Here is a 15,552-nt window from a genome sequence, read left to right as displayed (position 1 = left end):
GGTCCCGCACACATTGGAGGGTGCCGTGGCCTCGGCCCAGGAACGCTTGATCGCCGACCGTGACGGCATCCTGGCTCTAGTGGCGTCGCTGGACGCCGACTGGCACAGCGTCGTCAACGCGTCCGTCCAAGCCAATGTGGACGATGAACATGACCCGGAGGGTGCCACCATTGCCTTCGAACGCGCCCGGATCGAGTCGTCCCTGGCCCGGGCCCGCGCGCACCTGGCCGACATCGAAGACGCGCTGCGCAGACTGGACGACGGCACCTATGGCGTCTGCGAACGATGCGGCGGCGCCATCGCGGACGGCCGCCTGCAAGCACGCCCGTCCACACGCACCTGCATCACCTGCGCCGGCACCTGAGCCCGCCCGAGGGAAGAGATGTGCCCGGCACGGGTTGCCTCTGGTGCCGGGCGTTGAGCGGCCTCGCGATGTGGCGAGCCAACCGTCGAAACCCCTCCACGGCGCCGAGGTGCGCGAGCGGTTGCAAGAGGCCGCGATGGGCGGCGCCGGCCCAGGTGTCAGATTGGCCTTCGTCTTGGTTGCTGACTAGGGAGATCAGGCCGGGCGCGGTGGAGAAAGATGTCTCTCTCGGCGGTAAGCCATCCGTCACCCCGACTGTCACCAAGATCATGACCGGGTGCACCTAGCGGAGTGCGGGTGCGAGGCGGCGCCACTGCTCGCGCGGGAAGGTGCTCGGTTCTGCGGTGAGCACTTGGAGGCAGACGTGGTCGGCGCCGGCCGCGCGGTGTTCGTCCACCCGCTTCTTGATCGCTTCCTCGTTCCCCCAGGCGATGAGCGCGTCGAACAGACGGTCGCTCACCTGCTCCAGGTCCTCGGGTTCGAAGCCGAGACGCAGCAGGTTGGCCGCATAGTTCGGGAGTGCGAGGTAGCGCCGCAGCCAGTCGGTCCCGATCGCACGTGCCTCGTCCACGTCCGAGCACAAGATCACGGTCTGTTCGGGGAGGACGAGGGGGCCGTCGCCCAGGGTTTGTCGGGAGATCCTGGAGTGGGCGGGGGTGGCAAGGTAGGTGTGGACGCCGCGCGTCCGCTCGGATGCGAGCTGAGTCATCTTCGGGCCAAGGGCGGCCAGTATCCGCGTTCCGGCGGGCACCGGTGGTGCCGCGCGGTCCAATTCATCCAGGAAGTTCCTCATCGCGGCCAGGGGGCTACGGTACGGTCCGGCCCCGGCCGCCTCGACTCGTGGTGCGTGGCTCACCCCGATGCCCATCAGCACCCGGTCACCGTGGGCGGAGGTCAGCGCCGCGCAGGACGCGGCGACGTCTGCGGGGTCGTGCATCCACAGGTTGAGGACGCCGGTCGCGACGGTCACCCGGTGCGTCGCGGCCAGGAGGTGGTCGACGGCGTCGAAGACCGGTCCTCCGGCGTCCGGGATCCACAGTGTGCCGAACCCCAGTTGCTCGAGTTCAGCGGCGGCTTCCGCGGCCTCCGTCTGGTCTCCGTATCGGAGGTGGGGACTCCAGACGCCTACACCGGATAGTTCCATCAGATCTCCTCTGCGCCGATTTCCATCATGGATGATCATGCGGCAGCCTTGGAAATAACGAATCATGATGGTGATATCTCGTTGCGTGGGGGCAGGCGGTGGACCTCAAACAGCTCAGAGCTCTGGTCACGGTGGCCGAGGTGGGCAGTGTCACCCGGGCCGCGGAGATCCTCCATCTGGTGCAGCCCGCCGTCACCCGGCAGATCCGAACTCTGGAGCAGGAAGTCGGGGTGCCCCTGTTCGAGCGGACGCGGCACGGCATGCGGCCCACGGAGGCCGGAGCGCACATGGTGTACCGCGCCCGCCGTGCGCTGCACGAGCTGGAGCGGGCCCGCGCCGAGATCCAGCCGACCCCCGTGGCGGTGTCGGGCCCCGTGACCGTCGGGTTGCTGGAGAGCGTGAGCGACATGCTGGCCGAGCCGCTGGTGTCGGCCGTCGCCACCGAACACCCCGGGATCGAGCTGCGCCTGGTCACGGCCTACTCCGGGCACCTGCGGCAGTGGCTCGACGACGAGGACCTCGACCTGACGCTGCTGTACAACCTGGACAACTCACAGACGCTGCACACCCACTCGCTCGTCCGCGAGGGGCTGTGGGCCGTCGCGCCCCCGACGGAGAAGTTGCTCGGCGACAACCCCATACCGTTCGCCGAGGTCGCCAAGCGCCGGCTCGTCCTCCCCGCCGCGGGTCACGCGCTGCGCACGCTGATCGACCGGGCCGCAGGGCAGGCGGGAATCGAACTGGAGGTCGCCGTTCAGACGAACTCCATGCGGGTCCAGAAAGAACTCGTCCGGGCGGGGCACGGCTGGACGATCCTGCCCGGCGTCGGCGCCGCCGACGATGCCGCGTCGGGGCTCCTCTCCGCGGCGCCGCTGTGCGAACCCGAGATCCGCCGCTCGGTCGTCCTGGCGACGCCGCGCGGGGTGCGCCTGCCCCTCGCCGCGCAGGTCGTCGCCCGGTCGCTGATCGATCAGGTCCACCTGGCGGTGACCGACGGCAGGTGGCGCTCGGTCCAGCCGAGCCGGTACCTCGGCTGATCAGGTTGCCTGCACCGGCGGCCCGCCATCGGCGCCGCCATGCGATCCACGCATCCAGGTATCACGGACTTCTATTTCTCAGACCTGCTCATCGAAGTTCATGATGGGAGTCGCTCTGAGCCGAGCGAGCGGCGGAGCGGGTGAGCCGTCCTTCCGCGACCGGCCGGGCGGAAGGACGGCTCCGCCTCCATGGTCGTCGAGATCTGGCACCGGCCCCAGGTCGTCAACGGCGCCGACGCGGAGATCCATCGCGTCCGCGAACCCGTCCCCTGACCTCCGGCGCTCCGGCCGCATCGCGCCGGGGCGCCACGCCCCCACCGTCCCGTGACCGCTCGCACCGCCCGGGCCCCGCCCCCTCGAAGGAGAGTCAATGCCCAAGGGTTACGTCATACTGACCGAGGCCATCAAGGACCAGGAGGCCATGGACGCCTACAGCCGCGCGTCCGCCCGGGCACTGATCGACGGCCGGGCCAAGGTGCTCTCGGTGGACACGCGGCCCGAGGTCCTGGAAGGCGGATGGCACGGCGACCGGACGGTCGTCCTGGAGTTCGAGTCGGTCGAGGCGGCCCGCGCCTGGTACGAGTCGGACGCCTACGGGGAGGCCAGGCCGCTGCGGCTGGCGGCGGCCGACTCCAACGTCGTGATCCTCTCCGGCTTCGAGTTCCCGTCGTGAGCGCGGCACCGGGCAACGGCGCGTCCGGTCCGGAACTGTCCTGCGGTCTTCCGCCAGGGCCGGACTTCGCGGACCTCGCCGTCCTGGCCGAAGAACTCGGCTACGCACGAGTCTGGATCTACGACTCGGCGCCGCTGTGGGAGGACCCCTTCGTCCACCTCGCCCTCGCCGCCGGGCGGACGGCCCGCATCGGGTTCGGCACCGCCGTCCTCATCCCCCAGCAGCGATCGGTGATGGCCATGGCGTCCGCCATCGCCACCATCGCACGCATTTCCGATGGACGGTTCCGCGCGTGCTTCGGTACCGGGTTCACCGCCCGCCTTGCGGTCGGGCAGCGCCCCATGCGGATGGACGCGCTGGGCGACTACGTCACCGCGCTCCGCGGCCTGCTCGCCGGGCGGACCGCGATCGTGGACGGCGGGCCGGCGCGAATGCTGCACGCCGACGGCCTGACCGTCCCCCGTCCGGTCGACGTGCCGCTGTGGCTCAGCGTCTTCGGCCCCAAGGGCGCCGCCCTCGCCCGTGAGCTCGCCGACGGGATCATCGGCCCTCCACGGCCCGGCCTGCCGACCGCGACGATCGTCTCGGGCACGGTGCTCGATCCCGGCGAGGACCCGGCGTCCGATCGCGTCCGGGAGGCGGTCGGGCCGTGGCGGGTCGTCGACTGGCACAACGCCTACGCCACCGGCGGCGCCGAGGCCGTCGACGCCATGCCCGGCGGACGCGCCTGGCGGGAGGAACTCGAGGCACTCGCCCCGGAGCACGAACGCCACCTGGTGACCTTCGAGGGCCACGTCACCCACCTGCCCGACCGCGACCGCCGCCTCCTGGACCACATCGACGTCAAGACCATGATCGGTGACGCCTCCCGCATCGGCCGGAGACTGGCGAAGCTCGCCGAACTCGGCTTCGGCGAGGTCATCTACACGCCCACCGGCCCGGACGTGGCGCGCGAACTCCGGGCCTTCGCCTCCGCGGGCCGCCCGGCGTAACAGCGCGGTGGGTCCGCACGAAGGCTCCAGCCGAGCCCCGAAGACCTACAGGCGCACGCCGGTGTCTTCCACGGTTCGTGCAGTACAGGCCCGACGGCCTCGCCGACCGACACCGTACGGCCGAGTCCGGCGCCGGGGCTCGGTCCGGCCGAGCGGAACATCCGGGCGATGATGCGGTCGACGTCACAGAGGGTGCACTCTCAGCCCCGGCGGGGCCGCCGAGTGCGACGTCTATCACCTGGTGCGGAACTCGCCTCGATCGTCGGCAACGTTAGGCCCACGGCGTCACGAGGGCTGCCGTTCTCGCCGACGCGCTTCGCCCAGTCCCCGACTGCCGGCCGTCGTGGCTCCGCGCCGACAGAGTGATCGACCAGCCATCTCGCGGGCCCACTCCATCCGAAACCCGAAACTCGCCTGTGGGTAATCCTACTCTCCGGTAGTGCAAATAAGGCTCTTGACCTCTGAAAATCGTACTGCGATTCTATTTTCGACTCGCCTTCTCATGACTTCGGTCACCGCCCATTGGTGAAGGGACACACGTGCGGAATCGGATGCCGACAGGGCTGAGAAGAAGATGGCCACGCCGGTGGACGGCAGTCCTGCTCGTCGGTGCGATGACCATCGGCAGCGCCGGACACGCGGCCACGGCCGCACCCCCCACCTCGGCTCAGGCCGGTCACTCCTGGCCGGGGGGAGGACCGCGCCCGCCCGAGCCCGAGCCGATCAAGGTCCGCGAACTACCGCTCCCGCCGGTCACGCGGTCCACCGAGCCCGGCGCCTGCACCCCGGAGATCAACCCGAACAGGACCGGATGTATCGCCCGCGATGTCGGACTGGAGTCCGGAGCCTTCCTTTCCGACGGCGAGCACGTCTTGGCGACCCTCCATTTCGCCGGAGCACCCGCGGCCCCCGACCCTGCGGCCGTCTACTCCGGCAACCAGACGATCATCGTCAAGACCGACGGGCGGACCTTCCCCAACGGTGACGCCTGGAAGTGCATCACCTGCGGCCTCCCCAAGGAGAACGCGCTCGGTCGAACGGGGGAGTACGAGCACGCGGAGACCTCCTGGGACGGCAAGCGCCTGCTGGCAGGTGAGAACATCATCGAGTGCAGCGGGTACGCCTTCGCCGACAGGCGGTGCACACCTGAAAGGACCCACGTCTACCCGCTGCGGTGGAACACCACCGCCGACGGATCCGGCGCCGGCGGCACCATCCGCGAGATCCGCTTGCACCCCGACGGTGTGCACGTGGGTTTCAGTAGTGTCACGATCACTCGCAACGGCAAGTTCAACCAGTACTCCTACCTTGGGCGCCTGACGTTCAACCCCTCACCCGAGACCGGCACGCCGCTCGTACCCCGCTACGACATCACCAAGGTGACACGGCTTTACAGCACGGCCGCCGACCAGCAGCCGGTCCGCGTCGACCCCCGGAACCCCCGTAAGCTGCGGGTCGATCCCGACGTTCCGACGGTCGGCGAGCTGCGCGGGTTCTCCGGTACCGGGGACGAGGTCACCTACGTCGGCTACCCGACCGAGTCCTCCAACATCGACGTGTACGCCGCCGACCTCAGAACCGGCAAGGTCCGCCGCCTCACCGCCCACCCTGAGTACGTGGACCCCGTCGGCATCTCACCGGACGACAGGTGGACCGTCGCCATGGACACCCGCGGCACCGACCGCCAGATGTTCATGGCCGGCATGCGCGCCATCCCCCCGATCACCGACCTGATCACCACCAGCGCCAGCTCCTCCACCCGCAACAACGGGGACCGCAGATTCTTCCAGCCCTACCTCATCGACCGGCACGGCGACCGTGGAACCTACTCCGGCCAGCGGATCAACGCCGGCGACGGCGCCCCGGGCAGCGTCAGCGACCCGTACTGGAACGGCCGAGCCGACCCCAAGTGGTCCCCTGACGGCACCCAGATCGTTTACTGGCAGTCGTTCGTCGTCCCGCCCGCGTGCGGCGGTGCCAACCCGCTGCCCTGCCGGCCTTCCACCGCCGACGGCGGCCGCACCTCGCGCATGATGATCGCCGACCTCACCTCCCGCAAGCCGCGCAAGCCGCGCAAGGTCCGCCCGATCTCCGACACCGTCCCGTGGGGCACTCCGTACGTGCCCGGCAGCGCCGCCCCCGAGCGCCCCTACCCCCCGCAGGGCGAGTACTTCCTGTCCGGCAAGAAGTCCGGCGTCGCCAAGGTGAAGATCACCGAGAACGCCGATCGCACCGCGATCAGCACGGTCGAGGTCACCTACAGGAACTTCTCCGACGACGGCCGCCACATCCTCAACGGCACCGAACGCGTCACCACGACCAACCCCACGCCGACGGTCAATGAGGTCGACTGGCACTCCGATCTCGTCCAGACCGGAGCCGTCCACGCCACCAAGAAGTCCAGCCCCGACGGCTTCCACCTCACCATCGACATCTTCGACAACATCTTCCAGGCGACCGGAACCCTGACCACCACGATCAACGGCCGAACCTACACCCAACCCGCCGGCGGCACCTGACCCCATCCGCACCGGGCCGGCCGTCCCGGCCCGGTGCGGCCGGGACGGCCGGTGCCGGTCGAGCCGGCTCGGGGCTTTGCGAGGCCGGTGGTGACCTCGAGGGCCGCGGGTCAGCCGATCTTCGGGACGGCGCGGTCGATGATCGGGGCGAGGTCGAGGCCCGGCGGGAGGGTGCCGAAGGCGGTTCCCCGGTCGCCGTCGAGGCGGGACGCGCAGAAGGCGTCGGCCACCGCCGGGTGGCCGTACCTGACCAGCAGGGACGCCTGGAAGACGAGGGCCAGGCGCTCGGCGACCCGGCGGGCGCGGAACTCGATCGTGGCCGTGTCGGCGAAGCCGTCCTTCGCCTCCTTGACGGCGGCGTCGAGGCGCGGGTCGGTTCCGCGGGCGAGATCGACTTCGTCGAAGAACGCCTCCAGCGTGTGCGGCTCGCGCAGCGTCGCGCGGAGGAGATCGAGCGCCGCGACGTTGCCGGAGCCTTCCCAGATGCCGTTGAGGGGCGACTCGCGGAACAGGCGGGGCATCCCGGACTCCTCCACGTAGCCGTTGCCGCCCAGGCACTCGAGGGCCTCGGCGGCGTGCGCGGGCCAGCGCTTGCAGACCCAGTACTTGCCGACCGCCAGGCCGAGCCGCTTGACCGCCCCCTCGGTCTCGTCGCCGCGCACCGACCGGTCGGTCGCCCCGGCGAGCCGCAGCATCAGCGTCGTGGCCGCCTCGGACTCGATCGCGAGGTCGGCCAGGACGTTGCGCATCAGCGGCTGGTCGATCAGGTCGCGGCCGAACGCGGCGCGGTGCGCCGCGTGGTGCGCGGCCGCCTGCACGCCGTGCCGCATCCCGGCCGCCGCGCCGATCACGCAGTCCAGCCGGGTCATGTTCACCATCTCGATGATGGTGCGGACGCCGCGTCCCTCGTCCCCGACGCGCCACGCGACCGCGCCGTCGTACTCGATCTCCGACGACGCGTTGGAGCGGTTGCCGAGCTTGTCCTTGAGCCGCATCAGCCGCAGCGGGTTCAGCGTGCCGTCCGGCCGGACGCGCGGCACCAGGAAGCAGGTGAGGCCGCCGGGTGCCTGGGCGAGGGTGAGGAACACGTCGCACATGGGCGCGCTCGTGAACCACTTGTGCCCGACGAGGTGGTACGTGCCGTCGGCCTGCGGCGTCGCGCGCGTGGTGTTGGCGCGGACGTCCGAACCGCCCTGCTTCTCGGTCATCGACATGCCGGCCAGCAGCGCGCGCTTGGTGAGCGGCGTACGGAGGCCGTAGTCGTACTCCCGCTCCGTGAGCAGCGGTTCGTACCGCGCGGCCAGTTCGGGTTCCCGCCGCAGTGCCGGGACGGCCGCGTACGTCATCGAGATCGGGCACCCGTGGCCCGCGTCGACGCGCCACACGTAGAACTTCGCGGCCCGCGCGACGTGCGCGCCCGCGCGCCCGTCCGCCCAGGCGGAGCCGTGCAGGCCGTGCCCGACGGCCACGGTCATCAGCTCGTGCCAGGCCGGGTGGTACTCGACCTCGTCGACGCGGTGCCCGTAGCGGTCGTGGGTGCGCAGGACGGGCGGGTGCTCGTTGGCGAGGCGGCCCTGCTCCTGCGCCCACTCGGTGCCCGCCAGCCGGCCCAGCTCGTGCACTTCATCGGCGGCCCAGCCGGCGCCCTCGCGGGCCAGGCCGTCCAGCAGCGCGGGCTCGTCGGCGACGTCGTGGCCCGCGAGCGGCGGGACCTGGTTGAGAACCTCGTGGGTCACGGCACTGCTCCCTACCTGCGGGCATCGTTCGCGCCCACCCTACCGAACAGTATTCGGCGAGGTAGATGATCATGCCCGGGCGGGCATCCTCCTGAAGTGGTGGGGCATCTCGTCCGCGCGGCGGATTGTACGAAGGCCCCGGGGGCATACCTTCGGAATCATGAGTCAGTCCACCCCGCGGCCGGGGTCCCCGTCCCCCGGCGGCTCGAAGGATTCCGCGCCCGGTCCGGGGCCGGGCCGTCCCGCGACTCCCGGCGTCCGCGCGTCCGACGCCGAGCGGGAGGCGGTGGTCGAGTGGCTGCGCGTGGCGTCCGTCGAGGGCCGGCTCACCTTGGAGGAGCTCACCGAGCGCACCGAGGCCGCCTACGCCGCCGTCTCCCGGGACGACCTCGAGGGCATCACCGCCGACCTGCCGGGCATGGGCGCGCCGGGCGCCGAACCCGCGCCGCTCCAGGTCAAGCGCCGCTTCAGCGCGATCATGGGGGACTGCAAGGAGCGCATCGTCGGCCGCATCGACGAGCCGCTGGAGGCGGTATCGGTGATGGGCGACGTCGAGCTCGACCTGCGCGGCGCGCAGGTGCCCAGCGGAGTGGTGCGCGTGCAGGCCACCGCCGTCATGGGCGACGTGAAGATCATCGTGCCGGACGGGATCGCGGTCGAGCTCAGCGGCTACGCCTTCCTCGGCGACCGCAAGGTCGCCGTGCGCGAGTCCGGCGCGGGCGCCCGCGTCCCGGTCGTCCAGGTCACCGCGCGGGCCGTGATGGGCGACATCAAGATCGTGGACGACGAGCACCACGCCCCCGTCCGCCGCGCCATCAGCGCCTGGTGGCACGACCGCAGGTCCTGACGGCTCAGCCGTCCCGGCGCGACGTCGCGGCCAGCGAGCCGAGGAGGGCGAGGGCCTCGGCGCTCGCCGACCCCGGCTCCGCGTGGTAGACGACCAGTTCCTGCCCCGGGGCCGAGCGGACGTCGAACGTCTGCATCGTCAGCGTCACCGGGCCCACGCCGCGGTGCGCGAACCGCTTGCTCTCGAGCGCCTTCCCGCGCGCGTCGTGCCGCGCCCACAGCTCCGCGAACTCGGGGCTCGCCTCGAGCAGTTCGGCCAGCACCCCCCGGACGCGCGGATCGTCCGGGGCCCGGCCGTGCCCGAGCCGGAAACCGGCCACCGAGTTCCGCGCGACGTCGTGCCAGTCCCGGTAGAACTCCCGCGCGGCGGGGTCGGTGAACACGATGTGCATGAGGTTGCGCGAGTACGCCCACCCGCCGAACAGCGCGTCCGCGATCGCGTTGGAGGCCAGCACGTCGTAGGCGCGGTTGTAGACGATCGCGGGATTGCTCGGCCACGCGCTCATCAGCTGCAGCAGGCTCGGATCGACGCGGCCGGGCACGGCGGGGGACCGGTCCCGCGGGGCGAGCCCGGCCAGCCGGAACAGGTGCAGGCGGCCGTCGTCGTCGAGCCGGAGCGCGGCCGCGAGGGCGTCCAGCACCTGCGCGGACGGCGAGCGCTCGCGGCCCTGCTCCAGCCGGACGTAGTAGTCGGCGCTGACCCCCGCCAGCATCGCGACCTCTTCCCGCCGCAGCCCCGGGACCCGCCGGTGACCCGTGGCGGGCAGGCCGGCGTCCGCGGGCGTGACCAGGGCCCGCCGGGCGGTGAGGTGGGCGCCGAGCTCGGAACGTGACATATCGCCATGCTAGGCCGGGCGCTCGGCGCGTTCCTGGGTGCGCCGCTCCCAGGAAGAGCGCGCACTGCCGCCCGGCGCGGGGCGTGGGCAGTGTCGAGGGCATGAACACCGAATCGAAGACCATTCTCGTGACCGGAGCCAGCAGCGGCATCGGCGCCGCCGTCGCCGCCCGCCTCGCGGGGGAGGGCCACCGGGTGGTCGCGGGCGCGCGGCGCCTCGACCGGCTGCGCGAGCTGGCCGAACGCGCCGGCGGCGGCCTGCACCCGGTGCGCCTCGACGTGACCGACCGCGCGGACGTCGAGGCGTTCGTCCGGACGGCCCGCGACCGCTTCGGGCGCGTCGACGTCATGATCGCCAACGCCGGGGTCATGCCGCTGTCGCGCCTCGACGCGCTGCTCGTCGACGAGTGGGACCGGATGATCGACGTGAACGTCCGCGGGCTCCTGCACGGGATCGCCGCCGTCCTGCCGCACTTCGCCGAGCAGGACGCGGGCCACTTCGTCACGATCGCGAGCATCGGCGCCCACGAGGTCGTCCCCACGAGCGCGGTCTATTCCGGCACCAAGTACGCCGCGTGGGCGATCACCGAGGGCCTGCGCCAGGAGTCCCCGCCCTCGATCCGCGTCACCACCGTCTCGCCGGGGGTGGTCACCTCCGAGCTCGCCGACTCCATCACCGACCCCGACACCGCCGAATCGATCCGCATCTACCGCGCGAACGCCATCGAACCGGACGCGATCGCCGGTGCCGTCTCCTACGCCCTCGCGCAACCGGCCGACGTCGACGTCAACGAGATCGTCGTCCGTCCGTCCGCCCAGCGCTGAACGAATCTCCCCGCGAGCCGGGTCTCACCGGACGCTTCGGCGTCAGCGGCTGTCGTCGTGGCGTTCGGCCTCCTCGACGCCGCGCTCGTCCGGCGGGAGCGCGTCCGGGTGCGCGCGCCGCACGCCGGGCGTTCCGGTGCCGCTGATGTCGGTGGCCTCGTCGCCGGTCCCCGCCTCCTCGCCGTCCGGGACGTGATGCGGGACGGGCGTGCCCGGACGCGTGCGGCCCCGGGAGTTCGCCCCCTGGTTCACGGGCGCGAACTCCCGGTCGTGGGTCTTCCGGGGTGCGTGCCCGGAATCTTCGGAAAAGTCGCGTTCGTCCATGCGTGCTCGCATACCCGGCGTTCGGCCGGCCGAACGCCGGGTCAGGAGTCGAACGCGGCGCGGTCGGCCAGCAGGGACGAGACGTCCGCGCCCGCCGGCAGCTCGCGCGGGGGCTCGGCGCGGCGGAACAGGCGCGCGCCGAGGGGGCCGCCGAGCGTCGCCGCGGTGTCCGAGACGCGCAGCCAGGTGCCCTCGCGCAGCCCGAGGACCGGCACGTCGTTGCACTCGAGGAACTCCGCCAGCCGCTGCTCGCGGGTCTCGCCCATGTGCGTGTCGCCGGGGCGCGGGTCGATGTAGTGCGGGTTGATCTGGAACGGGACGAACCCGAGGGCGTCGAAGCTCGGGGGCTGCACGATGGGCATGTCGTTCGTGGTCCGCAGGGTGGGGCAGGCCATGTTCGTCCCCGCGCTCGCGCCCATGTACCGGAGGCCCCCGCGCACGGCGCCGCGCAGCTCGTCCCGCAGCCCGGTCCGGTACAGGTCGCGGAGCAGGCGGAACGAGTTGCCGCCGCCCACGAACACCGCGTCGGCGCCGGCCAGGCCCGCCGCGTGGACGCCCCGCACGGTGATCCCGCGCGGCTCGAGGGCCCGGCGGACGGTACCGGTGTAGGCGTCGTGGTCGGCGAGGGCGTACGGGACGAACGCGAGCGTCGAGCCCGCGCCGGCGAACGCGGTCACCGTGTCCAGCGCGTGCTCGAGGTACGTGCGGCCGTGGTTCGTCGAGTTCGACAGCAGCAGCAGTTCCACGGTGCTCTTCAGGGCTCCTCTCGGTGGCGGCGGGCGCCGGTCAGCAGCCGCTCCACCTGTTCGGCGGCGCGGCGGATGCGGGGGAGGCGGTCGCCGGGGGCCTCGAAGCGGGCCTCGGGGCCGCCGAGGCTGAGGCTCCCATACGGCTCCCCGTGCAGGTGGACGGGGACGGCGAGGGTCGCGACGTGGGCGTCGTACTCGCCGATCGTGAACGCGTACCCGAGCTCGCGGACGCGGTGGAAGCGGCGTTCGAGGGCGTCCGGGTCGGTGAGGGTGCGGCCGGTGAAGCGGGCCATCGGGCGGTCGCGGAACAGCCGGCGCCGCCGGTCCTCGGGGACGAACGCGAAGTACGCCTGGGCCGTCGCGCCCGCGTGCGCCGGGTAGAGCTCGCCGACGAGCGGGTAGTACCGCAGCGGCCCCTCCTCCCCGTCGACGGCCGCGACGCACCGGATGTGGAAGCCGTCCGGGACCGACAGCAGCGCGGTGTCGCCCGTCAGCCCCGACAGCTCCGCGAGGACCGGCCGGACGAGCATCCGCAGCGAGCCGGAGCGTTCCCAGGTCCGGCCGAGGTGCAGCGCGGCGGGGCCGACCCGGTACCGGCGGGTGTCGGGGTCGGCGACGAGGAACCCCCGGTGCGCGAGCGTCGCGAGGACCCGCTGGGCGACGGACTTGTCCCACCCGAACTCCTCGGCGACCTCCGTCACGCCCCAGTCGGTGCGGTGCCGGTCGAGGCCCAGCAGGACGAGCAGCGCCCGGTCGGCCGTCTGCAGCAGGCCGCGCGGGGTGTCGCGGTCCGCCGCGAAGCCCGAACCCATGCGCGCTCCGGTTGCGAATAGCGGGACAAAGTTGCTTATGCCGATAATAGCGCTGCAACCTGGGGAAACACGCTCCCCGCCAGCAAGGAAGGCCCATGCTCAAGCACGTCCTCGCCGTGATCGACCGGCTCGACGACCCCGCGGCGTCCGGCCGCTCGCTCGCCCAGTTCCTCGACGCCGCCGCGGGGCCCGCCGGGTCGGGCGCCGAGATCGTCACCGTCCGGGGCGGCAGGGGGTCCACCGACTTCCTGCGCGTCCGCGTGCCGGGGCGCCGGGGCCGCGCCGCGGGCGGGGACGCTCCCACGCTCGGGATCGTGGGACGGCTCGGCGGCGTCGGCGCCCGCCCCGAGGTCCTCGGCTTCACCTCGGACGGGGACGGCGCGGCGGCCGCGCTGGCGGCGGCGGCGAAGCTGCTGGAGATGCGCTACCGCGGCGACGTCCTGGACGGCGACGTCGTCATCGCCACGCACATCTGCCCGGACGCGCCCACGCAGCCGCACGACCCGGTCCCGTTCATGGACTCGCCGGTCGACATCGCGGCGATGAACGAGCACGAGGTGACGTCCGACATGGACGCCGTGCTGTCCATCGACACCACCAAGGGCAACACGATCATCAACCACCGCGGGCTCGCCCTGTCGCCCACGGTCAAGCAGGGCTACATCCTGCGGGTCAGCGACGCCCTCGCGAACCTCCTGGCGGTCGTCACCGGCGAGCCCGCCGTGACCTACCCGATCACCACCCAGGACATCACCCCGTACGGCAACGGCGTCTACCACCTGAACTCGATCCTGCAGCCCGCGACCGCGACGGACGCGCCCGTCGCCGGCCTCGCCGTCACCGCCGCGTCCGCCGTCCCGGGCTGCGCCACCGGGGCGAGCCACGAGACCGACATCGCGGCCGCGGCGCGGTTCGCGGTGGAGGCCGCCAAGGCGTTCGGCGCGGGCGCCCTCACCTTCCACGACCAGGACGAGTACGAGGCGCTCGTCGCGCGCTACGGCTCCCTGGCGCACCTGCAGACGCTCGGCGCGGAGTAGGCCCTACGGCCGGACGGCGGACGGCTCAGACCGCGGCGGCCTCGCGCGCCGCCAGCAGCGCCTCGTCGTAGCGCCGCACGACCAGCTCGGCGACCTCGGGCGCCGCCCCCAGCGGCGGGGAGACCGCGTCGGCCCCGGCCGCCAGCGCGGCGTCGCGGACCTTGTCGGTGAAGTACCCGGGCGCCAGGAAGTAGGACGCGACGACGACGCGCGGGGCGCCCGCCTCGCGCAGCGCCGCCACCGCCTCGGCGGGTGCCGGGCTCGCGGCCGACGCGTACGCCGCGGCGGCGTCCCACCAGCCGCGGGACCGCCACCGCTCGGCCAGCGCGGCGACGGTGGCGTTCGCGGACGCGTCGCTGGAACCGGCCGACACGACCACGACGGCCGTGTCGGGCGAGCCGGGCCGCACGCCCGCGTCCGCGAGCCGCCGCTCCAGCGCGGCCGTCAGCAGGGGGTGCGGGCCGAGGGTCCCGGCGGTGCGCAGCCGCAGCCGCGGGTGCCGGGACCGGACCCGGGCGAGCACGCCCGGAATGTCGGTCTTGCTGTGGTAGGCGGCGGTGAGGAGCAGCGGCAGCACCACCGCCTCGTCCGCGCGGTCCCGGGCCAGCCCGTCCAGCACCCGGTCGGGCGCGGGCGGGGCGTGGTCCAGGAAGGACGGCAGCACCGGCACGTCCGGGCGGCGGACCCGGACGGCGCGGAGCAGCTCGAAGACGGTCGCGGCGGCGCGCGGGTCCCGGCTCCCGTGCGCGACCGCGACCATCGGCGGGGTCATCGGATAGATCACAGGTGGATGCCGCATTCGGTCTTGCCCAGGCCCGCCCAGCGGCCGCTGCGCGGGTCCTCGCCGGGCGCGACCGGGCGGGTGCACGGCGCGCAGCCGATCGAGGGGTAGCCGTCGTAGTGCAGGGGGTTGACCAGAACCCCGTTGTCCTCGATGTAGTTGTCCATCTCCTCCTGGGTCCAGTCCAGGATCGGGTTGACCTTCACCATGCCGCGCTTGCGGTCCCACTCCACGACCCTGCGGTCGCGGCGGCTGGCGGTCTCGTCCCGCCGGATGCCGCTGAACCACGCCATGTAGCCCTCCAGGGCCCGGCCCAGCGGCTCCACCTTGCGCAGGTGGCAGCACAGGTCGGGGGTGCGGCCGAACAGCCGCGGGCCGAGCGCCGTCTCCTGCTCCTCGACCGTCCGGGACGGCGTCACGTTGATCACGTTCACCGGGTAGACGGCCTCGACGGCGTCGCGGGTCCCGATCGTTTCGGCGAAGTGGTAGCCGGTGTCGACGAACAGGACGTCGATGCCCGGCTTGACCTTCGACACCAGGTGGATCAGGGCCGCGTCCGACATGGACGAAGTGAGGCAGATGCGGTCGCCGAACGTGGCGGCGGCCCACCGGATGACCTCCAGGGTGGGCGCGCCCTCCAGCGCGGTGGCCGCGGATTCGACGACGTCTTCGAGATCGAGTGCCGGTCTGTCGGTCTCCAGGAGTGTCACCGGGAGTTCTCCTTAGTGCGGGGGGCTCCAACGCCGAGGAACTTCAAAGTGAAGGAACGGACGCAGTCCGGACAGAACCACGAGCCCGCTTCCTCCCGGGGCTCGAGGTTCTCCTCGCCGCAGTACGGGCAGTAGAACGGCGCCATCCGCTCGCTCATGGGGGCTGCT

The 15,552-nt window shown here is 72.4% G+C and carries 17 protein-coding genes; 8 read left to right on the top strand and 9 right to left on the bottom strand.

The window, feature by feature from the left end; genetic code table 11:
• Positions 1–25 precede the first annotated feature (25 nt).
• On the top strand, positions 26–364 hold the full coding sequence (locus F7P10_RS05395) for a TraR/DksA family transcriptional regulator (protein WP_151008346.1): 339 nt from the start codon (positions 26–28) through the stop codon (positions 362–364).
• Positions 365–647: 283 nt separating this feature from the next.
• Here the strand turns inward: F7P10_RS05395 and F7P10_RS05390 are convergent, their stop codons facing one another.
• Positions 648–1,508: an LLM class F420-dependent oxidoreductase gene (locus F7P10_RS05390; RefSeq protein ID WP_151008345.1), complete on the bottom strand. Its 861-nt coding sequence runs from the start codon at positions 1,506–1,508 to the stop codon at positions 648–650.
• Positions 1,509–1,606: 98 nt separating this feature from the next.
• Between F7P10_RS05390 and F7P10_RS05385 the strand changes: the two genes are divergently transcribed.
• From F7P10_RS05385 to F7P10_RS05370, 4 genes are all read left to right on the top strand, one after another.
• Positions 1,607–2,545 carry a LysR family transcriptional regulator gene (locus F7P10_RS05385; RefSeq protein WP_151008344.1) on the top strand — a complete coding sequence of 313 codons (939 nt, stop codon included), beginning with the start codon at positions 1,607–1,609 and terminating at the stop codon, positions 2,543–2,545.
• A gap of 370 nt (positions 2,546–2,915) precedes the next feature.
• A complete protein-coding gene (locus F7P10_RS05380) occupies positions 2,916–3,218 on the top strand; it encodes a DUF1330 domain-containing protein (RefSeq protein ID WP_151008343.1) in 303 nt (100 codons plus the stop codon).
• Positions 3,215–4,210 carry an LLM class flavin-dependent oxidoreductase gene (locus tag F7P10_RS05375; protein WP_151008342.1) on the top strand — a complete coding sequence of 332 codons (996 nt, stop codon included), beginning with the start codon at positions 3,215–3,217 and terminating at the stop codon, positions 4,208–4,210. The genes F7P10_RS05380 and F7P10_RS05375 overlap by 4 nt, the downstream gene beginning before the upstream one ends.
• Positions 4,211–4,824: 614 nt before the next feature.
• Positions 4,825–6,729, top strand: coding sequence for a hypothetical protein (locus F7P10_RS05370; RefSeq protein ID WP_151008341.1), 1,905 nt, complete (start codon positions 4,825–4,827; stop codon positions 6,727–6,729).
• Positions 6,730–6,839: 110 nt separating this feature from the next.
• On the opposite strand, the gene F7P10_RS05365 is transcribed toward F7P10_RS05370, so the two are convergent.
• Complete coding sequence (locus tag F7P10_RS05365) at positions 6,840–8,465, bottom strand: acyl-CoA dehydrogenase family protein (protein ID WP_151008340.1); 1,626 nt, start codon at positions 8,463–8,465, stop codon at positions 6,840–6,842.
• A 160-nt stretch (positions 8,466–8,625) separates the two neighbouring features.
• Between F7P10_RS05365 and F7P10_RS05360 the strand changes: the two genes are divergently transcribed.
• Entirely contained in the window at positions 8,626–9,312 is a 687-nt protein-coding gene (locus F7P10_RS05360; RefSeq protein WP_151008339.1) for a DUF1707 domain-containing protein, read from the top strand.
• A gap of 4 nt (positions 9,313–9,316) precedes the next feature.
• Here the strand turns inward: F7P10_RS05360 and F7P10_RS05355 are convergent, their stop codons facing one another.
• Positions 9,317–10,147, bottom strand: coding sequence for a helix-turn-helix domain-containing protein (locus F7P10_RS05355; protein ID WP_151008338.1), 831 nt, complete (start codon positions 10,145–10,147; stop codon positions 9,317–9,319).
• A gap of 101 nt (positions 10,148–10,248) precedes the next feature.
• Here F7P10_RS05355 and F7P10_RS05350 point away from each other — a divergent pair, with 101 nt between their 5' ends.
• Entirely contained in the window at positions 10,249–10,971 is a 723-nt protein-coding gene (locus tag F7P10_RS05350; RefSeq protein ID WP_151008337.1) for an SDR family oxidoreductase, read from the top strand.
• Between the two features lie 42 nt (positions 10,972–11,013).
• On the opposite strand, the gene F7P10_RS05345 is transcribed toward F7P10_RS05350, so the two are convergent.
• Genes F7P10_RS05345 through F7P10_RS05335 form a run of 3 tightly spaced genes read right to left on the bottom strand, consistent with a single transcriptional unit; the run spans position 11,014 to position 12,856 of the window.
• Positions 11,014–11,295: a hypothetical protein gene (locus tag F7P10_RS05345; protein WP_151008336.1), complete on the bottom strand. Its 282-nt coding sequence runs from the start codon at positions 11,293–11,295 to the stop codon at positions 11,014–11,016.
• A gap of 41 nt (positions 11,296–11,336) precedes the next feature.
• Positions 11,337–12,041: a dipeptidase PepE gene (gene pepE / locus F7P10_RS05340; RefSeq protein WP_151008335.1), complete on the bottom strand. Its 705-nt coding sequence runs from the start codon at positions 12,039–12,041 to the stop codon at positions 11,337–11,339.
• A gap of 8 nt (positions 12,042–12,049) precedes the next feature.
• Entirely contained in the window at positions 12,050–12,856 is an 807-nt protein-coding gene (locus tag F7P10_RS05335; RefSeq protein WP_151008334.1) for an IclR family transcriptional regulator, read from the bottom strand.
• Between the two features lie 95 nt (positions 12,857–12,951).
• On the opposite strand from F7P10_RS05335, the gene F7P10_RS05330 reads away from it, so the two are divergent.
• A complete protein-coding gene (locus tag F7P10_RS05330) occupies positions 12,952–13,893 on the top strand; it encodes a DUF1177 domain-containing protein (RefSeq protein ID WP_151008333.1) in 942 nt (313 codons plus the stop codon).
• Positions 13,894–13,918: 25 nt separating this feature from the next.
• Here the strand turns inward: F7P10_RS05330 and F7P10_RS05325 are convergent, their stop codons facing one another.
• The 3 genes from F7P10_RS05325 to F7P10_RS05315 are packed head-to-tail and all read right to left on the bottom strand — an operon-like array spanning position 13,919 to position 15,542.
• Entirely contained in the window at positions 13,919–14,665 is a 747-nt protein-coding gene (locus F7P10_RS05325) for a sirohydrochlorin chelatase (protein WP_151008332.1), read from the bottom strand.
• Positions 14,666–14,673: 8 nt separating this feature from the next.
• Positions 14,674–15,384 carry a phosphoadenylyl-sulfate reductase gene (locus tag F7P10_RS05320; RefSeq protein ID WP_151008331.1) on the bottom strand — a complete coding sequence of 237 codons (711 nt, stop codon included), beginning with the start codon at positions 15,382–15,384 and terminating at the stop codon, positions 14,674–14,676.
• Positions 15,381–15,542, bottom strand: coding sequence for an Insertion element protein (locus F7P10_RS05315; protein WP_151008330.1), 162 nt, complete (start codon positions 15,540–15,542; stop codon positions 15,381–15,383). Before F7P10_RS05315 ends, F7P10_RS05320 begins: the two co-directional genes overlap by 4 nt.
• Between the last annotated feature and the right edge of the window lie 10 nt (positions 15,543–15,552).

Source organism: Actinomadura sp. WMMB 499 (genome assembly GCF_008824145.1).
In the GTDB taxonomy this organism is placed as follows: domain Bacteria; phylum Actinomycetota; class Actinomycetes; order Streptosporangiales; family Streptosporangiaceae; genus Spirillospora.
The sequence above is the reverse complement of the archived record's forward strand: the minus strand, read 5'-3'. Positions and strand labels throughout refer to the sequence as shown.

Coding starts and splice junctions, on each gene's coding strand:
- F7P10_RS05325 (WP_151008332.1), bottom strand. CDS start 14,665: ATGACCCCGCCGATGGTCGCGGTCGCGCACGGGAGCCGGGACCCGCGC.
- F7P10_RS05345 (WP_151008336.1), bottom strand. CDS start 11,295: ATGGACGAACGCGACTTTTCCGAAGATTCCGGGCACGCACCCCGGAAG.
- F7P10_RS05335 (WP_151008334.1), bottom strand. CDS start 12,856: ATGGGTTCGGGCTTCGCGGCGGACCGCGACACCCCGCGCGGCCTGCTG.
- F7P10_RS05370 (WP_151008341.1), top strand. CDS start 4,825: ATGACCATCGGCAGCGCCGGACACGCGGCCACGGCCGCACCCCCCACC.
- F7P10_RS05355 (WP_151008338.1), bottom strand. CDS start 10,147: ATGTCACGTTCCGAGCTCGGCGCCCACCTCACCGCCCGGCGGGCCCTG.
- F7P10_RS05390 (WP_151008345.1), bottom strand. CDS start 1,508: ATGGAACTATCCGGTGTAGGCGTCTGGAGTCCCCACCTCCGATACGGA.
- F7P10_RS05315 (WP_151008330.1), bottom strand. CDS start 15,542: ATGAGCGAGCGGATGGCGCCGTTCTACTGCCCGTACTGCGGCGAGGAG.
- F7P10_RS05360 (WP_151008339.1), top strand. CDS start 8,626: ATGAGTCAGTCCACCCCGCGGCCGGGGTCCCCGTCCCCCGGCGGCTCG.
- F7P10_RS05380 (WP_151008343.1), top strand. CDS start 2,916: ATGCCCAAGGGTTACGTCATACTGACCGAGGCCATCAAGGACCAGGAG.
- F7P10_RS05350 (WP_151008337.1), top strand. CDS start 10,249: ATGAACACCGAATCGAAGACCATTCTCGTGACCGGAGCCAGCAGCGGC.
- F7P10_RS05330 (WP_151008333.1), top strand. CDS start 12,952: ATGCTCAAGCACGTCCTCGCCGTGATCGACCGGCTCGACGACCCCGCG.